General features: G+C 59.9%; 14 protein-coding genes. 9 read left to right on the top strand and 5 right to left on the bottom strand.

Annotation, left to right across the window (positions count from 1 at the left end):
• Positions 1-2 precede the first annotated feature (2 nt).
• The 7 genes from ACWR1S_RS24380 (at position 3) to ACWR1S_RS24410 (ending at position 11,004) form a co-directional block, all read left to right on the top strand.
• Positions 3-389 carry a phage holin family protein gene (locus ACWR1S_RS24380; protein ID WP_016985474.1) on the top strand — a complete coding sequence of 129 codons (387 nt, stop codon included), beginning with the start codon at positions 3-5 and terminating at the stop codon, positions 387-389.
• Complete coding sequence (locus tag ACWR1S_RS24385) at positions 386-724, top strand: hypothetical protein (RefSeq protein ID WP_454565278.1); 339 nt, start codon at positions 386-388, stop codon at positions 722-724. Before ACWR1S_RS24380 ends, ACWR1S_RS24385 begins: the two co-directional genes overlap by 4 nt.
• Positions 725-848: 124 nt before the next feature.
• Positions 849-2,012, top strand: a complete 1,164-nt coding sequence (locus ACWR1S_RS24390; RefSeq protein ID WP_454565279.1) for an EAL domain-containing protein — start codon at positions 849-851, stop codon at positions 2,010-2,012.
• A 76-nt stretch (positions 2,013-2,088) separates the two neighbouring features.
• The gene (locus ACWR1S_RS24395) at positions 2,089-3,417 is read left to right on the top strand and encodes a deoxyguanosinetriphosphate triphosphohydrolase (protein WP_454565280.1); all 1,329 of its coding nucleotides are present in this window, start codon (positions 2,089-2,091) and stop codon (positions 3,415-3,417) included.
• Positions 3,418-3,731: 314 nt separating this feature from the next.
• The gene (locus tag ACWR1S_RS24400) at positions 3,732-4,358 is read left to right on the top strand and encodes a response regulator transcription factor (protein ID WP_007908640.1); all 627 of its coding nucleotides are present in this window, start codon (positions 3,732-3,734) and stop codon (positions 4,356-4,358) included.
• An 8-nt stretch (positions 4,359-4,366) separates the two neighbouring features.
• Positions 4,367-8,011 carry a transporter substrate-binding domain-containing protein gene (locus tag ACWR1S_RS24405; protein WP_454565281.1) on the top strand — a complete coding sequence of 1,215 codons (3,645 nt, stop codon included), beginning with the start codon at positions 4,367-4,369 and terminating at the stop codon, positions 8,009-8,011.
• A 47-nt stretch (positions 8,012-8,058) separates the two neighbouring features.
• Positions 8,059-11,004 (top strand): HD domain-containing phosphohydrolase, encoded by a 2,946-nt coding sequence (locus tag ACWR1S_RS24410; RefSeq protein ID WP_454565282.1) that lies wholly within the window; start codon positions 8,059-8,061, stop codon positions 11,002-11,004.
• Here the strand turns inward: ACWR1S_RS24410 and ACWR1S_RS24415 are convergent, their stop codons facing one another.
• Positions 11,005-11,487, bottom strand: coding sequence for a GAF domain-containing protein (locus ACWR1S_RS24415; RefSeq protein ID WP_454565283.1), 483 nt, complete (start codon positions 11,485-11,487; stop codon positions 11,005-11,007).
• A complete protein-coding gene (locus ACWR1S_RS24420; protein ID WP_454565284.1) occupies positions 11,484-12,374 on the bottom strand; it encodes an ATP-binding protein in 891 nt (296 codons plus the stop codon). The genes ACWR1S_RS24415 and ACWR1S_RS24420 overlap by 4 nt, the downstream gene beginning before the upstream one ends.
• 167 nt (positions 12,375-12,541) lie before the next feature.
• Between ACWR1S_RS24420 and ACWR1S_RS24425 the strand changes: the two genes are divergently transcribed.
• Positions 12,542-14,863 carry a response regulator gene (locus ACWR1S_RS24425; RefSeq protein ID WP_454565285.1) on the top strand — a complete coding sequence of 774 codons (2,322 nt, stop codon included), beginning with the start codon at positions 12,542-12,544 and terminating at the stop codon, positions 14,861-14,863.
• Here the strand turns inward: ACWR1S_RS24425 and ACWR1S_RS24430 are convergent.
• The 3 genes from ACWR1S_RS24430 to msrB all read right to left on the bottom strand — a co-directional run bounded on the left by ACWR1S_RS24430 (position 14,847) and on the right by msrB (position 16,294).
• The gene (locus tag ACWR1S_RS24430; protein ID WP_123452999.1) at positions 14,847-15,308 is read right to left on the bottom strand and encodes a MarR family winged helix-turn-helix transcriptional regulator; all 462 of its coding nucleotides are present in this window, start codon (positions 15,306-15,308) and stop codon (positions 14,847-14,849) included. The genes ACWR1S_RS24425 and ACWR1S_RS24430 overlap by 17 nt on opposite strands.
• Positions 15,305-15,790, bottom strand: a complete 486-nt coding sequence (locus ACWR1S_RS24435; protein ID WP_034155230.1) for a glutathione peroxidase — start codon at positions 15,788-15,790, stop codon at positions 15,305-15,307. The genes ACWR1S_RS24430 and ACWR1S_RS24435 overlap by 4 nt, the downstream gene beginning before the upstream one ends.
• A gap of 108 nt (positions 15,791-15,898) precedes the next feature.
• On the bottom strand, positions 15,899-16,294 hold the full coding sequence (gene msrB / locus ACWR1S_RS24440; protein ID WP_123453001.1) for a peptide-methionine (R)-S-oxide reductase MsrB: 396 nt from the start codon (positions 16,292-16,294) through the stop codon (positions 15,899-15,901).
• A 224-nt stretch (positions 16,295-16,518) separates the two neighbouring features.
• Between msrB and ACWR1S_RS24445 the strand changes: the two genes are divergently transcribed.
• Positions 16,519-17,730 (top strand): pyridoxal phosphate-dependent aminotransferase, encoded by a 1,212-nt coding sequence (locus ACWR1S_RS24445; RefSeq protein ID WP_007908620.1) that lies wholly within the window; start codon positions 16,519-16,521, stop codon positions 17,728-17,730.
• The last annotated feature ends 36 nt before the right edge of the window (positions 17,731-17,766 follow it).

Consider the following 17,766-nt stretch of genomic DNA (forward strand, 5'->3'; position numbering starts at 1 on the left):
TTATGTCGATCGGTGAATCCGGCCCGACAGCGGGCACCGCCTCTTCCACGCGACGCTTGGGCGCCGCCGTTCTCGGCCTGCTTCACAGCCATGTCGAATTGTTCGGCATCGAATTGCAGGAGCAGAAATCACGTACCGTCAGCCTGCTGCTGTTCGCAGGCCTGGCCCTGGTCTTTGCCCTGTTGTTGCTGGTGGGTTTATCGACATTGGTGATGATCGTGTTCTGGGACACCTACCGTCTCGCCGCAATCATCGGCCTGTGCGTGTTTTATACCCTGGCTTCGATCTTCTGCGGGCTGCGTCTCAAGGCTGCGATCTTCGATGAGTCCTCGCCTTTCCACGGCACGCTCGAAGAGCTGGCCAACGACCGGGAGCGCCTGCTGCCATGAGCCTGCCTGAACTGCCACACAACAGCTCGCGTCGGGAAATGCGCAAGGCGTTGATCCGTCTGCGCATGGAAATGCACCGCCAGGAAATCCGTCATGAAGCCGGGCAAGTGCTGCAACCTCTGCATCGCGTGCGCGGCATGACGCAAAACCTGCAAGGTGGCTTCGGCATCAAACACGCGCCATTGTGGGGCGTGGCCGCCGTTACGCTACTGGGCTTTATCACTGGCAAAGGCGCGAAAAGCGGCGGCGTCGGCGGTTTTAGCCGTTTGATCAGGCTCGGCACCAGCCTCGGGCCGCTGATCAAACTGGTCATGCAAAGTTCGGCCAAACGCTGAACAGATACATCTGGCTACATTCTTGCAATACCGGCGGGATGAACCTCTTTATCCGGAGGTTCAATCCCGTGCGCCTACCCGGTCGACGGGGTTCAATCAGAACAAGAACGACTAAGGAGGCCCCGTGATCGACGGGCAACCGCTCGCCTGCTTTCAACCTTTCATCGATACCGCCACGGGACGCATTGCAGGCGTTGAAGCGTTGGGTCGCCTGCGCCAGGCCGACGGCCAACTGAGTTCGGTCGGGCCATTGTTCGCCGACCCGCGTACGCCCGCCATTGCCCTGCGCCGCCTCGACCGGCAGATCCGCGACAACGCCTTGAGCCGCCTGCATGAAGCGCCGGCAGACTGGTTTCTCAGCCTGAACATGTCGCCGCGCTGGATCAGTCGTCTGCGCGCCGATCAGGCCCTGCCCAGCCTCAAGCAGCTGGCGCGCTACAACATCGATCCGCAACGCATTGTTTTCGAGATCACCGAACTGGGCGGCAATGGTCAACGTCTGGCGGAAGTCGTCGCACGTTATCGCCAGGCGGGAGCGAGAATCGCCATCGACGACTTTGGTGCTGGCTACTCGCAATTGGACCGTGTGCTGGCGCTGCAACCGGACATTCTCAAACTCGACATGCGTTTGTTTCAGGCCGCAGCGCTGGGCGGGCCGAGCAGCGACGTGGTCAAGGCCCTGGCGCAGATGGCCGAGAAGACCGGCTGCTGGATCATTGCCGAAGGCGTCGAGACCGAAGCGCAATTGAATTTCGCTCTGGAATGCGGATCGCGCTACGTGCAGGGATTCCTGTTCGCGCGGGCACAAGAGGCGTTCTTTCCCACCGACGCCTTTGTGCAACGCTTCGCCGAGCTGCGCCAGCGCTATGTTCGACAGAAACTCGCGGAGCGCGGGCGGCTGATGCAAATGCGCCAGCAACTCGCCGAACTGATGTCGATCCTGCAAGCCTGGGCTCAGGCACACGCACCGTTGAGCGCATTGCCGCAACTGGACGCCTTCCCCTGGTTGCTGCGTTTTTATCAATGCGATCGCCACGGCACGCAACTGACGCCCAATCTGGAATGGCGACAGCATGGCTGGGTCGCCGACAATCGTTATCTGGGGCACAACTGGTCGTGGCGCCCGTATTTCTATCATTTGCTCGCCGAAGGCTGGGAGGAGCGGCGTTTGACGCTCTCCAATACCTATCGCGATGCCACCAGCAATCAGTACTGCCTGACGGCCGGGCAGTTTTTCGACAACGGCGAGCGTTTGCTGTTGATCGACATCGACGCGGCGGGGCTGTAGTTCCGCTTGCAGGGGCGGGCGTGAACCGGGAAGCTAGCGGTCAACGCCCCCAGTCACCTGACGGAGAGAATCAGCCTTGGATTGGCACACCCTGCTCAACCGCGAACGCCTCGGCAAGCCGCTGCACAGCCCGCAAGAACTTGGCCGCAGCCCTTTCCACAAAGACCATGACCGCATCATTTTCTCCGGCGCCTTCCGCCGTCTCGGGCGCAAGACTCAAGTGCACCCCGTCACCAGCAACGACCACATACACACGCGCCTGACCCATTCGCTGGAAGTCAGTTGCGTCGGCCGTTCGCTGGGCATGCGGGTAGGCGAAACCCTGCGCAGTGCCTTGCCCGAATGGTGCGACCCGGCCGACCTCGGCATGGTCGTGCAATCGGCGTGTCTGGCCCACGACATCGGTAATCCGCCGTTCGGCCATTCCGGCGAAGACGCCATTCGCCACTGGTTCCAGCAGGCCGCCGGACGTGGCTGGCTCGACGGCATGAGCGACGCCGAACGCGGTGACTTCCTCAACTTCGAAGGCAACGCCCAAGGCTTCCGCGTGCTCACTCAGCTGGAGTACCACCAGTTCGACGGCGGCACACGGCTGACCTACGCCACCCTCGGCACTTACCTGAAATACCCGTGGACCGCGCGCCACGCCGATTCGCTTGGCTACAAGAAACACAAATTCGGCTGCTACCAGAGCGAGCTGCCGCTGCTTGAGCAAATCGCCCACAAACTGGGCCTGCCGCAAATCGAAGACCAACGCTGGGCACGGCATCCGCTGGTGTACCTGATGGAGGCCGCCGACGACATCTGCTACGCGCTGATCGATCTGGAAGACGGCCTCGAGATGGAGCTGCTGGAATACGCCGAAGTCGAATCATTGCTGCTCGGGCTGGTGGGCGATGATCTGCCGGAAACCTATCGTCAGCTCGGCCCGCAGGATTCGCGGCGACGCAAACTGGCGATCCTGCGCGGCAAGGCCATCGAGCATTTGACCAACGCTGCGGCGCGGGCCTTTGTCGAACAACAAGACGCACTGCTCGCTGGCACACTGCACGGCGATCTGGTCGAGCACATGCACGGCCCGGCCAAGCGTTGCGTGTTGAATGCCAAGGACATCGCCCGCAAGAAAATCTTTCAGGACAAACGCAAAACCCTGCATGAAATCGGCGCCTACACGACATTGGAGATTCTGCTCAATTCGTTTTGCGGCGCGGCGCTGGAACAACACAACGGTCGTACGCCTTCGTTCAAAAGCCGGCGCATTCTCGATTTGCTGGGCAGCAACGCACCGGATCCGCAGGGTTCGCTGCACACATCGTTTCTGCGCATGATCGACTTTATTGCCGGCATGACCGACAGTTACGCCAGCGATATGGCGCTGGAAATGACCGGTCGCTCCAGTCACTGATCCATTGCACGCGAGCGGCTATTGACATTGGTCGCTCGCAGGCATTGCACTCATTCTCGCCAACCGAGTATTCAGCAACTTTAAACATCTATAAAAAGCCATTGACAGCCCGCACTTGCAAATCAATCAAGGCAAACTATAAGCCCGTTCAAATCCTGTACTTCCTTACGTCAAACCTAGTTAGGCCGTAGTCCGTTTCTTCATTACTTGTAGGAATAATCCGATAACGTGACTGAAGCCATGTCACTTCATGCGAGTGCTCATTCAACTGAGCTAAGGTGCGCGCTTTATTCGTGCTTGCATGGGATTTGATTATGAACTCCGTTTTTATTGTCGACGATCACCCGGTCATCCGTCTCGCCGTTCGAATGCTGCTGGAGCATGAAGGTTACAAGGTCGTCGGCGAAACCGATAACGGCGTCGATGCCATGCAAATGGTGCGCGAATGCATGCCCGACCTGGTCATCCTCGATGTAAGCATTCCCAAGCTGGATGGCCTGGAAGTACTGGCCCGCTTCAACGCCATGGGTTCCCCGCTGAAAATCCTGATTCTGACGGCACAGTGTCCAACGCTGTTCGGCATTCGCTGCATGCAATCCGGCGCATCGGGTTATGTCTGTAAACAGGAAGACTTGAGCGAACTGGTCAGTGCGATCAAAGCGGTACTTTCCGGTTACAACTATTTCCCCAGTCAGGCATTAAACCCGGTACGCAGTGACGACATTCGTTTTGCCGAACTTGAATTGTTCAAATCCGTCAATGATCGCGAGTTAATGGTCCTGCAACTGTTCGCCCAGGGTCGCACTAACAAGGAAATCGCCAAGGGCATGTTTCTGAGCAATAAAACCGTCAGCACTTACAAAAAACGCCTGATGCAAAAACTCAAGGCCAAATCCCTTGTAGAACTTATCGAGATGGCCAAACGAAACGCACTCGTGTGAGAGCCCGCATGCCCAGCCGTTTAAAGGACTATTTAATTGCGTTGAGTGCAGGCATTTGCCTGAGCACCAACGTGTTCGCCATGCCCGGCGCATCATCGGACTATGCCTTGCTCAGCCGGTCGGCGAACGAACCGGTGCCGGTCACGCTTGAACACTCCCAACGGCAATGGTTGCTTGAACGCAACGAACTGGTTCTGGGTACCTCCGCGCCCGACTACCCGCCTTTTGACATGACGGCCAGTGGCAAGGATTACGAAGGTCTGACGGCCGACTACGCCGGGCTCCTCGGCCAGGCCACCGGATTGCCGATCCGGGTGCAGCGATTCCCCTCTCGGGATGCTGCCATTCGCGCACTGGTCGATGGCCAGATCGACCTGCTCGGTACCGCGAACGGCTTCGAAGCGGGCAATGCCAACCTCGCGCTGTCGACCCCCTATGCCATTGACCTGCCGGTGCTGGTCACTCGCGAAGACGAAACCCGCTCACTCACCGAAGGCCTGGCGGGCCTGCGGCTGAGCATGGTCTATCACTATTTGCCAATACCCGAAGTCAAGGCGCTGTATCCCAAAGCGCTCATTACCTGCTACCCCTCCTACCAGAATGCGATCAACGCCGTAGCGTTCGACCAGGCCGATGTATTCCTTGGCGACACCCTTTCAACTCACTACATGATCAATAAGGGTTATTTGAACAATGTGCGCATGGCCAACTTCGGCAAGCAGGAGGCTCAGGGATTCAGCTTCGCCGTGCGCCGCAACAACCCGCAACTGTTGGCCATCATCGACATTGTGCTCAACGCTGTGCCGGCCAGTGAGCGCGACAATATTGCCAAGCGCTGGGGCGCTGGCAGTGACCTGCTGCTTACCGACCAGAAACTGCAACTGACCCAGCGCGAAGAAGCGTGGCTCAAACAGCATCCCGTCATCAGTGTGGTGGTGAATGAAGCGTTCGCGCCGCTGACGTTCTTTGACAATGACGGCAATTTTCGCGGTATCAGTGCCGACCTGCTCGAACTGATACGCCTGCGCACCGGTCTGCGTTTCGAGATCAGGCGCAGCCGCAACGACGCGGAAATGATCCAGCAGATAGACCGCCATCAAGCCGATCTGATCGCCGCACTGCTGCCAACGGCGGAGCGCGAAAAAGCTCTCAACTTCAGTCGTCCCTATCTGGAAAACTCCTACGTTCTGCTGACTCGCAAAAGCGCCGACGGTCCGACCTATCTGGGCCAGCTCAAAGGCAAACAACTGGCGATTGCCCAAGGCAATCCGATGGTTGAATACCTGCGCCGAGAGTATCCGCGCATCCAGTTGATCGAAACGGCGGATACCTTCAGCGCGGTGTCGCTGCTCGCCGAAGGCCATGTCGACGGTGCGGTGAACTCGCTGGTGATTGCCAACTACTTCATTTCTTCGCGGATCTTTAATCAGGCGCTGCAGATCACCACCACCATCGGCACGGGCCAGGCGGCGTTCTCGCTGGCGACGGCCCGGGACAGCACGGAACTGGCGTCGATCATCAACAAGGCATTGTTGAGCATCGCCCCTGATGAACTGGGCGTGATCAATGGCCGCTGGCGCGGTTACTCCACGACATCTCAGAACATCTGGCACAACTACCAGCGTCTGTTCTACCAGGTGATCATCGGCGCGTGCCTGTTACTGCTGCTGCTATTGGCCTGGAATGCCTACATGCGCCACCAGATCAAACAACGCCAGGCCGCCGAACGCGCGCTGAACGACCAGTTCGAATTCATGCGTTCATTGGTCGACGGCACACCGCATCCGATTTATGTGCGCGACCGCCAGGGGCTTTTGCAAAGTTGCAATGAAAGCTATCTCGAAGCGTTCAATGCCAAACGCGAAGACGTCATCGGCAAAAGCGTCATTGAGGGCACCCTGAGCAACGCCTTCGAGGCTCAGGCTTTTCAGGCCGATTACCAGCGAGTGGTCGCTGAAGGCACACCGATGGTGGTCGACCGGCCTTTGCACATCGGCAACCGACGCCTGACGATCTATCACTGGATATTGCCGTACCGCGACTCCAGCGGCGACGTGAAAGGCATCATTGGCGGCTGGATCGACATCAGCGAACGCCGGCAGTTGTTCGATGAACTGCGCACGGCCAAAGAGCAGGCCGATGAAGCCAATCGGGCGAAAAGCACCTTTCTGGCGACCATGAGTCACGAAATCCGTACGCCGATGAATGCCGTGATCGGCATGCTCGAACTGACGCTCAAACGCATGGATCAACACCATCCGGATCGCTCATCGATCGACACCGCCTATCATTCGGCCAAGGATCTGCTGGGTTTGATCGGCGATATTCTCGACATCGCGCGGATCGAATCCGGGCGCCTCAGTCTTTGCCCGGAACGGGTCAATCTGGTCGACACCGTGACATCTGTGGCAAGAATTTTCGATGGCCTCGCCCGGCAGAAAAACCTCACCCTGCAAGTCATCTTCAATCCGCCGGATCTGGCGGTCGATGTGCATCTGGACCCCCTGCGTTTCAAGCAGGTGCTGTCGAATCTGGTCAGCAATGCGATCAAATTCACCGAACAAGGGCATGTGCGGATCACCCTCGACCTCATGAACACCGATCTCCCCGCCCGCGCCCTGATGCAACTGACCGTACAGGACAGCGGCCTCGGTATCAGTGCCGAGGATCAGCAACGTTTGTTCGAACCGTTTGCCCAGGCGGAAAACAGCAGTCAACAAGGCAGAAGCGGCGCGGGCCTGGGGCTGGTGATCAGCCGCAACCTGTGCGAAATGATGGGCGGGCAACTGCAATTGAGCAGCCAGCCGGGCATCGGCACTCAGGTCTGCGTTTCCCTGGCGCTGGAAACCCTGCCGATTCAACCGAGCACGGCCAAAAGTGAACCGGTGATCAGGACCACGCAGACACCCCTGCGTGTACTGGTGGTGGATGACCATCCGGCGAATCGCTTGTTGATGTGCCAGCAACTGGAGTTTCTCGGTCATCACTTCAGCATCGCCGAGAACGGCTGCAGCGGCCTCGAGGTGTGGAAGGCCGGCCATTTCGATCTGGTGATTGTCGACTGCAACATGCCGTTGATGAATGGCTATGAACTGACCCGTGCCATTCGCCAGCATGAACTGCAGGCGCGCTGCCCGCCCTGCACCGTACTGGGCTTCACGGCCAATGCGCAGCCGGAGGAAATCCAGCGCTGCAAACAATCCGGCATGAACGATTGTCTGTTCAAGCCCCTGAGTCTGAGCCTGCTCAGCCAGTGGGTCGATGGCATCACGCCGACGTCAGCGCCACCGGTCTTCAATCTGCAGAACATGAACATGCTGACCGGTGGCAATCCTGCACAGGCTCGTCGCCTGCTGGCCGAGTTGCTCAAAAGCAGCCGTCTCGACCGCCAGGAACTGCTCGCGCTGTCGCCCGAACAGGATCGCGGGGCGCTGGCGGTGGTCGCTCACAAGATCAAGGGGGCGGCGCGTATCGCTCAGGCGTCACGCGTGATCGAGTGTTGCGACGCCCTTGAGCAAGCCTGCGCCGAGGCCATGTCGACAGACGAGATCGCTCGCCGTTGTGAGGCGAGCAACCGGGCGATGCTCGATCTGGAGCAAGCCTTGCAGCAACAAATGGCGGTGTCGGATCGAAGCACAATGAGCTTGCCTTAACTATGCTTGGCGCTGAGCAGTGAGTTAACCATCATGGAGAGCCAGAAATGCCCAGCCCACTGCGCCCGGAGCAACGCCGGTTGCCGCTGCATGTGCACATCAGCGTCATGTTCACGTTTCTGTTGCTGCTCACCGGCGTCGTGCTGGGGCTGTTCAATTACCACCAGACCACGCAGATCATCCTATCGAGCAGCGAAAAGCTGTTCGAGCGGATCGAACAGGACGTGCGGCTGGACATGTCGGCCACCTATCAGCCGATCCGTCACCTGCTGAGTTTGCTGGCGGACAACCCCGCCACTCAGGCCACGCGCCTTGAACAACGCTTGCCCCTGCTCCGACCGTTCAGCCGGTCGCTCACCGACAATCCCAACCTCGCGTCGCTGTACCTGGGTTACGCCAATGGCGACTTCTTCATGGTGCGTCCGCTGCGCAGTGCTGCGCTGAAGACGCTGCTCAAGGCCCCTGAAGCGGCGGCGTATCAGGTCTGGAGTATCGAACATGATCCGCAGGGCGCGGTGCGCTCGCAATCGCTGTTCTTCGATCAGGCACTGAAGCCGATCAGCCGGCTGGACAACCCCGACGATAACTACGATCCGCGCAGCCGTGCCTGGTTTAGCAATGCACGCCAGCAAAACGAGCAGATCACCACCGAACCCTACGTGTTTTTCTCCACGCACAACGTTGGTACGACCCTGGCCCGACGCAGTGGCGAAAACGCCGTTATCGCCGCTGACCTGACGCTGGTCGCCCTGTCCGCCGCGCTGAGTAAACATATGGTCACCCCGTCCACCGAGATTGCCCTGTTCGATGCCGACGGCAACGCCGTGGCTTACCCCGACAGCCAGCGCCTGATCGTCGACGGCAGCACGGCCTCTCTGGCCAAAGCGGCGGACCTGAGTCCGGGCTTGCATACACTGTTGTCCGGCGCCGCCACAGGCAATCGCCTGGAAGCAGAGGGTCGCCAGTGGATCGTCGCCCGCAGCACCCTCCAGGAGGGCGGCCCGAAAGGTTTGCAGTTGGCGCTGCTGGTGCCGGAAGACGAGTTACTGGTCGATGCCTACCGCCTGCGCTGGCAAGGCGCGCTGATCACCCTCGCGACCCTGTTGCTGTGTTTGCCGCTGGGTTGGGTGATTTCGCGAATTCTGGTCAAGCCGCTGCATGCGCTGGTCAAGGAAGCCGACGCGATCCGCAGCTTCGATTTCAATTTTCCGCTGGCACGCCGCTCGCCGGTGCTTGAGGTCGATCAGTTGAGCGTGTCGATGGCGCGAATGAAGGACACCCTGGCGAGTTTCTTCCGGATCACCGATACCCTCGGCGCCGAAACCCGCTTCGCCCCGCTGCTGCAACGGGTGCTGTTCGAAACAGTGCAGATCGCTCAGGCGCAGGCAGGGCTGATCTATCTGCGTGAAAGCGACAGCAGCCGCATGGAGCCTTACGGATTGGTGATCGATGGTACCTCTCAGGCCCTGGAAGCGTTCGACATTCAGGGCCACGACCTGCAACAGAGCAAAGGGCCGGCGTGGTTCGAACAATTGGTCAGCACCAACAACGTGGTCAGCAACTTCGGCGTCGATCAGGCCGGGGATCTGCAGAAGGTTCTGTTGGCGATGCAATCGCCACGCATCCATCTCATCGGTATCCGCCTGCACAATCGCCACGACGAAACCATCGGTCTGCTGATTCTGCTGGTCAACGACAGCGGCGCCGAAGCCGACCTGGAAAAACTTCGCCCCGACCGCATCGCTTTCCTCCAGGCTGTGTCCGGCGCTGCGGCGGTGAGCATCGAGAGTCAGCGCCTGCAAGCCCGCCAGAAACAACTGCTCGACGCTTTCATTCAATTGCTCGCCGGCGCTATCGACGCCAAAAGCCCTTACACCGGCGGGCATTGTCAGCGCGTGCCAGAACTGACGCTGATGCTCGCCCAGGCTGCGGCGGCCAGCCAGGCACCCGCCTTCAGCGCCTATCAACCGAGCGAGGATGAATGGGAAGCCCTGCACATTGCCGCGTGGCTGCACGACTGCGGCAAGGTCACAACACCGGAATACGTGGTCGACAAAGCCACCAAACTGGAAACCATCAACGACCGTATTCATGAGATCCGCACCCGTTTCGAAGTGCTCAAGCGTGATGCCTGGATCAGTTACTGGCAGGCGCGGGCCTTGGGCGGCGACGAGGCCGCGCTGGCCGAGCTGCGCGACACCACACTGGCGGCGCTCGACGACGATTTTGCGTTTGTCGCGCGCTGCAACCTGGGCAGCGAGGCCATGGCCGAAGCAGATCTGCAACGCCTTGATCACCTCGCCGGGCGCACCTGGATGCGCACCCTTGATGACCGACTGGGCGTGTCATGGGAAGAGAATCGGCGTCAGTCGCGCACGCCGGCAGCGGGTTTGCCGGTCAGTGAAAATCTTTTGGCCGACAAACCCGAGCACCTGCTCGAACGCGACCCGAACGAGTTGATTCCCGAAGACAATCCGTGGGGCTTCAAGCTGGATGTGCCGCGCTACAAATACAATCGCGGCGAGCTGTACAATCTGAGTATCAACCGTGGCACCCTGACCCGCGAAGAGCGTTACGTGATCAATCACCACATGGTGCAGACGATCATGATGCTCAGCCACCTGCCCTTCCCCGGCCACCTCGACAGCATTGCCGAAATCGCCGGCGGTCATCATGAAAAAATGGACGGCACCGGTTATCCGAAACGCTTGAAGCGTGAAGAAATGAGCCTGCCGGCGCGGATGATGGCGATTGCCGATATCTTCGAGGCGCTGACCGCAGCCGATCGCCCATACAAGAAAGCCAAAACCTTGAATGAAGCGTTGGCGATCATGGCGACCATGTGCCGCGAGGCGCACATCGATGCCCAGCTGTTTGGCTTGTTCATCAACGAAGGCGTGTACATGCAGTACGCCGTGCGCTTTCTCGATCCCGGGCAGATCGACAGCGTGGATCCGGCCAGCCTGTTGCACAAGGCTGGCCTCACCGCGTGATCAGCAGTCGGTCAGACGCAGGAAAATCGCCGCCAGTTGCTCGATGCCGGCCTGATCCTGCGCGGTAAAACGCGACAGTTTCGGGCTGTCGAGGTCGAGGACACCGATCAGGCGCCCCTCCTTGACCAGCGGCACGACCAGCTCACTGTTCGAGGCGCTGTCGCAGGCGATATGCCCCGGGAACGCATGTACGTCTTCAACGCGCTGGGTTTGCAAAGTGGCCGCCGCCGCACCGCACACGCCACGACCGAAGGGAATGCGCACGCAAGCGATCTGGCCCTGGAACGGGCCCAGCACCAGCTCTTCGTTTCGGTTGAGGTAAAAACCCGCCCAGTTCAAGTCATCGAGCTGGTTGTACAGGAACGCCGAAAACTGCGCGGCGTTGGCAATGAAGTCGCGCTCATCCGCCAGCAGCGATTCCAGTTGCGCGGCCAACATGCCATAGCCTTCGAGGCCCTGGCCGCTTTGTTGCAAATCAATCATGCCTTGTGCTCCAACAATTTCAGTCCCACCCAGTAACGGGCGAATTGGTACGCGCAACGTCCGTTGCGATTACCGCGGCCGGTGGCCCAACGCACGGCAAGGATGTCCAGTGCTTCGTCGCGCTGCCAGCTCAGGCCGGCCTTGGCGGCCAACTGGCCGATCCAGTGCTCGACGACGTTGAGGAAGTGTTCTTGGGTAAACGGGTAGAACGACAGCCACAGACCGAAACGGTCCGACAGCGCGATCTTGTCTTCAACGGCTTCGCTGGGATGCAGTTCGCCGTCGACGCGTTTCCAGTTTTCGTTATCGCTTTCCTTCTCCGGCACCAGGTGGCGACGGTTGGAAGTGGCGTACAGCAAAACGTTGTCCGGCGCCTGCTCAAGCGAGCCGTCGAGCACGCTTTTGAGCACGCGATAATCGCCTTCACCGGATTCGAACGACAAGTCATCGCAGAACAGCACGAAGCGTTGTGGCAGCTTGCCGATCTGCTCGACCACGCGTGGCAAATCCGCCAAGTGATCGCGCTCGATCTCGATCAGGCGCAGGCCGGCGGCGGCGTGTTCCGCCAGCAAGGCCCGCACCAGCGACGATTTGCCGGTGCCGCGCGAGCCCCAGAGCAAGGCGTGGTTGGCCGGCATGCCATCAAGAAATTGTTGGGTATTGCGCCCCAGTTGTTCAAGCTGACGGTCCACACCGATCAGGTCGGACAGGCGCATGTCGAGGCTGACTTCCAGCGGCGACAGATAGCCAGTGCGCCCGTCGCGCTGCCAGCGCGCCGCCAGACAAGTGCCCCAGTCGATCACCGGCCGTGGTGCCGGCAACAATGGTTCGATCCGCGCCAGAACCGACTCGGCGCGTTCAAGAAAAGCATTCAATCGGGAATCCACGTCTTCTCCTCGGGCACGTTCACAGTGATGATGGCGATTGCTGCGACGACGCACAGATGAAAATCACCCTACCAAGCCTTGTTACAAGGCGATTCGGGAACCTCGGTATCCATACATGATCGACTATGCTTGAGCAGCGAAGGGAAACGGAAGTGGTTCAACACCCCATGGATATCAAATTCACCCACCGGCTGTCTTACAAGCAAGCCAGGCTTACTGTGCTGGTCGGGTTCATTCTGGGCACGCTGCTCAGCCTGCTGCAAATCGGCATCGATTATGCCAGTGAAGACGCCTCCATCAACCGTGAAATCCTGTCTTTGCTGGAAATCAGCCATAACCCGGCCTCACGGATTGCTTACAACATCGACGCCGAACTGGCGCAGGAACTGACCTTGGGCCTGCTGCGCTCACCGGCGATCATTTCTGCGCAGCTGATCGACAACAACAATACGGTGCTGGCCAGCGTCAAACGCCCGGAACTGCAAAGTGGCTATCGGGTGATCAGCGACTTCCTGTTTGGCGCCAAGCGCCAGTTCGAGGATCGTCTGTATCTGGATCATCTGCCCAACGAATCGCTGGGGGTGTTGAGCCTTGAAGTCGACACCTACGCCTTCGGCAGCCGTTTCCTGCGCCGGGCGGAAGTCACTCTGCTCAATGGCTTCGCCCGCAGCCTGATTCTCACCGGCCTCCTGTTGGCGCTGTTCTATGTGATGCTGACCAAACCGTTGGTGAGGGTGATCCGCGAACTCAGCGGGCGCGACCCGCGCAGCGCCGAGCCGACCACGCTGGAATGCCCGTCCGGCCACGGCAACGATGAAATCGGCGTGCTGGTCAAAGTCGCCAATCAGCAATTCGAGAACATTGCCACCGAGATCCAGCAGCGGCGCAACGCCGAAAATCGCCTGACCGACTACCTCGGGCAACTGGAAAACATCGTCTCGGCGCGCACCGCCGAACTGAAGGCAATCAACGCGCGGCTCAGCCAGTCCAATCAGGAACTCGAAGTCGCCCGCAGCACCGCGCTGGAAATGGCCGAGGCCCGCTCGGCGTTCCTCGCCAACATGAGCCATGAGATCCGTACGCCGCTCAACGGCCTGCTGGGGATGATCGCGCTGTCACTCGACGGCCCGTTGAATGCCGAACAGCAGCAACAGCTGTCGATCGCCCACGATTCGGGCAAGGTGCTGGTCGAGTTGCTCAACGACATTCTCGACCTGTCGAAATTCGATGCCGGGCAACTGGAACTCGAGCACATCCCGTTCGATCTTGGCTCGTTGATCGAAGACACCGCCAACCTGCTGTCGCAGAATGCCGCGCCGAGCGTCGAACTGACCTGCCTGATCGACCCGCACTTCCCGGCACTGGTGCTGGGCGATCCGACCCGCGTTCGGCAGATCGTCAGCAATCTGCTGTCCAACGCGCTGAAATTCACTCGCTTCGGCCGGGTCGATGTGCGCTTGTCGACCTATAAGGATGGCGTGCGCATCGAGGTCTGCGACACCGGCATCGGTATCGCCCAGGACGCGCAGCTGAAGATCTTCCAGCCGTTCACCCAGGCGGGCGCCGGCATCACCCGACAGTACGGTGGGACCGGGCTGGGACTGGCGCTGACGTACAACCTCTGCGAAGCGATGCAGGGGCGCCTGACCATCAGTTCCGAGACCGGGTTCGGCAGTCAGTTCTGCGCCGAGCTACCGCTGCCCTGTCATACCCGCGCACTGGCCCCGGCGCCGCTGCACGGGAAAATCCTTGCCATCACCGCCGCCAGCAGCGGTCTGGCGGAACTGTTGCAGAGCCTGCTGCCAGTCTGGGGACTGGCGTATGAACAGCGCACCATTGATGACTCACTGCTGGGCCTGACCCCGGATGTGGTGATCACCGATTGCCCTGAGTGCCTGTTCGGCCTGCGCCCGACGCTCGTTGCGCCGATTTTGCTGGTGACCGCCTACGGCAGCTTCCTGCCGAGCGAAGAAGCCGCCGCACTCGCGCCTTTGCAACAACAGGCGCGACCGCTGGCGCGTAACGCGCTTTACCAGAACCTGCGGCGCACGCTGCAACCGGACGTGGTCGCCATCAATGATGCGCAACTTGAAACATCGCCCTCGGTGCGGCGCGGACGGGTGTTGCTGGTCGAGGACAATCCGGTCAATCAACTGGTGGCCAAAGGCATGCTGGGCAAACTGGGCTGCGAAGTCATCGTCGCTGCCCACGGTGCCGAAGCGCTGGATCAGTTGGAGTATCACGAATTCGATCTGGTGCTGATGGACTGCAACATGCCCGTCATGGACGGCTACGAAGCCAGCCGGCAGATCCGCCAGAGCGGGCGCTGGCCGAACCTGCCTATCGTCGCCCTGACCGCCAACGCGATGTCCGAGGAACGCGAACGCTGCCGCGCGGCAGGCATGAGCGACTATCTGGCCAAGCCGTTCCGCCGCGAAGAACTGGCGGCACTGCTTGATCAGTGGATCCCGACTACGACAGCGCTTTGATCTGCCCCAGCAAGTGATCGAGGCCATCACGCAAGTCATTGAGGCGGTCCAGATCGACACCGCTGTCGCACAAGAGTCGGGCCTTGAGCGGCCCGACCTGCTCGCGCAGCGCTTGCCCTGCGGGCGTCAGGCTCAGATGGACTTCCCGCTCGTCGCGCGTCGAACGCTGGCGCTGCACCCATTGCAACTGCTCCAGACGCTTGAGCAACGGCGTCAGCGTGCCCGAGTCCAGCGCCAGGCGTTCGCCCAAGGCCTTGACGGTCGGTTGCTCCGGCGCGGCGTCCTGCCATTCCCACAGCACCAGCATCGCCAGATATTGCGGGTACGTCAGGCCGAGCTGATCGAGCATCGGTTTGTAGGCACGAATCACCGCCCGAGAGGCGGCGTACAGCTTGAAGCACAACTGGTTGTCGAGCTTCAGCGAATCGACCGGCAGGCTGTTCATTTGAGCAGGGCTTCGATCTCGCGGCTCAAGTCCTGCGGCTTGGTCGCCGGGGCGAAGCGCTTGACCAACTGGCCGTCCTTGCCGATGAGGAATTTGGTGAAGTTCCACTTGATACCTTGAGAACCGAGTACACCCGGCGCGCGTTTCTTCAACTGTACGAACAGCGGATGAGCGCCGGCGCCGTTGACTTCGATCTTCTTGAACAGCGGAAAGCTGACACCGAAGTTCAGCTCGCAGAACTCGCTGATCGCCCCTTCGTTACCCGGCTCTTGCTTGCCAAACTGATTGCACGGAAAGCCCAGAACCACCAGGCCCTGGTCCTTGTAGGTCTGCCACAGTTCTTCGAGACCTTTGTATTGCGGGGTGAAACCACATTTGCTCGCGGTGTTGACCACCAATACCGCCTTGCCGGCGAAATCGGCCAGGGTCTTTTGCTCACCTTTGATCGTGGTGCAGGGGATGTTCAGCAGGTTGTCGCTCATGGGACGGGCTCCGTAGGCAGTCGGGAAAGGCCAAACATAGCGAGCAATTAAATTGTGTGCAATTTAATTATCGAATAACAAGGCGACCCAAAGGTCGCCTTCGATCGTTTATGCGCGCGGTTCGAGGTTCAGGCACACCGAGTTGATGCAATAACGCAGGCCGGTCGGCGGCGGGCCGTCGGGGAATACATGACCCAGATGCGCATCGCAGCGCGCGCACTTCACTTCCGTGCGGATCATGCCGTGGCTGATGTCACGGATTTCGGTCATCGCGCTTTCGCCAATCGGCGCGTAGAAGCTCGGCCAGCCGCAGCCGGAATCGAATTTGGTCTTGGAATCGAACAGCGGCTCATTGCAGCAGACGCAGTGATAGACCCCGTCGGTCTTGGTGTCGTTATATTTGCCGGAGAACGGCCGCTCGGTCGCACTCAGACGACAAACGTTGTATTGCTCGGGGTCAAGCATCGCCCGCCATTCTTCCAGGGTTTTTTCCAACTTTTCCATCATCACACCTCAGCGGCTGAAAAAGCCCGATCTGTACCTTTTCCACGGATCGGGCGGCACGTATGATTGCGCCTCGTCACGCACCAGTCTGGCAGCCAGACCGGGCGCATTCAAACGGATTATGGGAGCCACGGCTCAAGACGTCCGCCTGTGTAAAAACACAGGAATCCCAGCACGGTTGTCCATTCGCCGCCTGGATCGTTCATTTTCGGGATCACATCGCCATGCAGTTCAGCAAATCGAACAAGCTCGCCAACGTCTGCTACGACATTCGCGGTCCGGTGCTCAAGCACGCCAAACGACTGGAAGAGGAAGGCCAGCGCATCCTCAAGCTGAACATCGGCAACCCGGCGCCGTTTGGTTTCGAGGCGCCGGACGAAATTCTTCAGGATGTGATCCGCAACCTGCCGACCGCGCAAGGCTACAGCGACTCCAAAGGCCTGTTCAGCGCGCGTAAAGCGGTGATGCAGTACTACCAGCAGAAGAATGTCGAAGGTGTCGGCATCGAAGACATCTATCTGGGCAACGGCGTGTCCGAACTGATCGTGATGTCGCTGCAGGCGCTGCTTAACAACGGCGACGAAGTGCTGGTGCCCGCCCCGGACTATCCGCTGTGGACTGCCGCTGTCAGCCTCGCCGGCGGTAACGCCGTGCATTACCTGTGCGACGAAGGCGCCGACTGGTTCCCGGATCTGGCCGACATCAAGGCCAAGATCACCCCGAACACCAAAGCCATGGTGATCATCAACCCGAACAACCCGACCGGCGCGGTGTATTCGAAGGAAGTGTTGCTGGGCATGCTGGAAATCGCCCGTGCACACAACCTGGTGGTGTTCTCCGACGAGATCTACGACAAGATTCTGTACGACGATGCCGTGCACATCTGCACCGCTTCGCTGGCCCCGGACCTGCTCTGCCTGACCTTTAACGGCCTGTCGAAATCCTACCGTGTGGCCGGTTTCCGCTCCGGCTGGATTGCCATCTCCGGACCGAAACACAACGCGCAGAGCTACATCGAAGGCATCGACATGCTGGCCAACATGCGTCTGTGCGCCAACGTGCCGAGCCAGCACGCGATCCAGACCGCACTGGGCGGCTATCAGAGCATCAACGATCTGGTGCTGCCGCAGGGTCGTCTGCTGGAACAGCGCAACCGCACCTGGGAATTGCTCAACGACATTCCGGGCGTGAGCTGCGTCAAGCCGATGGGCGCACTGTATGCATTCCCGAAAATCGATCCGAAGGTCTGCCCGATCCACAACGACGAGAAGTTCGTCCTCGACCTGCTGCTCTCCGAGAAGCTGCTGGTGGTGCAAGGCACGGCCTTCAACTGGCCGTGGCCGGATCACTTCCGCGTGGTCACCCTGCCCCGCGTCGACGATCTGGAAATGGCCATCGGCCGTATCGGCAACTTCCTCAAGTCCTACCGCCAGTAACTGGCCAGCAGTGCGCAACGGCCAAACGTTGCGCAC

Source organism: Pseudomonas sp. AIG (assembly GCF_977020205.1).

Coding starts and splice junctions, on each gene's coding strand:
- ACWR1S_RS24385 (WP_454565278.1), top strand. CDS start 386: ATGAGCCTGCCTGAACTGCCACACAACAGCTCGCGTCGGGAAATGCGC.
- ACWR1S_RS24380 (WP_016985474.1), top strand. CDS start 3: ATGTCGATCGGTGAATCCGGCCCGACAGCGGGCACCGCCTCTTCCACG.
- ACWR1S_RS24425 (WP_454565285.1), top strand. CDS start 12,542: ATGGATATCAAATTCACCCACCGGCTGTCTTACAAGCAAGCCAGGCTT.
- ACWR1S_RS24415 (WP_454565283.1), bottom strand. CDS start 11,487: ATGATTGATTTGCAACAAAGCGGCCAGGGCCTCGAAGGCTATGGCATG.
- ACWR1S_RS24410 (WP_454565282.1), top strand. CDS start 8,059: ATGCCCAGCCCACTGCGCCCGGAGCAACGCCGGTTGCCGCTGCATGTG.
- ACWR1S_RS24445 (WP_007908620.1), top strand. CDS start 16,519: ATGCAGTTCAGCAAATCGAACAAGCTCGCCAACGTCTGCTACGACATT.
- ACWR1S_RS24430 (WP_123452999.1), bottom strand. CDS start 15,308: ATGAACAGCCTGCCGGTCGATTCGCTGAAGCTCGACAACCAGTTGTGC.
- ACWR1S_RS24405 (WP_454565281.1), top strand. CDS start 4,367: ATGCCCAGCCGTTTAAAGGACTATTTAATTGCGTTGAGTGCAGGCATT.
- ACWR1S_RS24400 (WP_007908640.1), top strand. CDS start 3,732: ATGAACTCCGTTTTTATTGTCGACGATCACCCGGTCATCCGTCTCGCC.
- ACWR1S_RS24435 (WP_034155230.1), bottom strand. CDS start 15,790: ATGAGCGACAACCTGCTGAACATCCCCTGCACCACGATCAAAGGTGAG.
- msrB (WP_123453001.1), bottom strand. CDS start 16,294: ATGGAAAAGTTGGAAAAAACCCTGGAAGAATGGCGGGCGATGCTTGAC.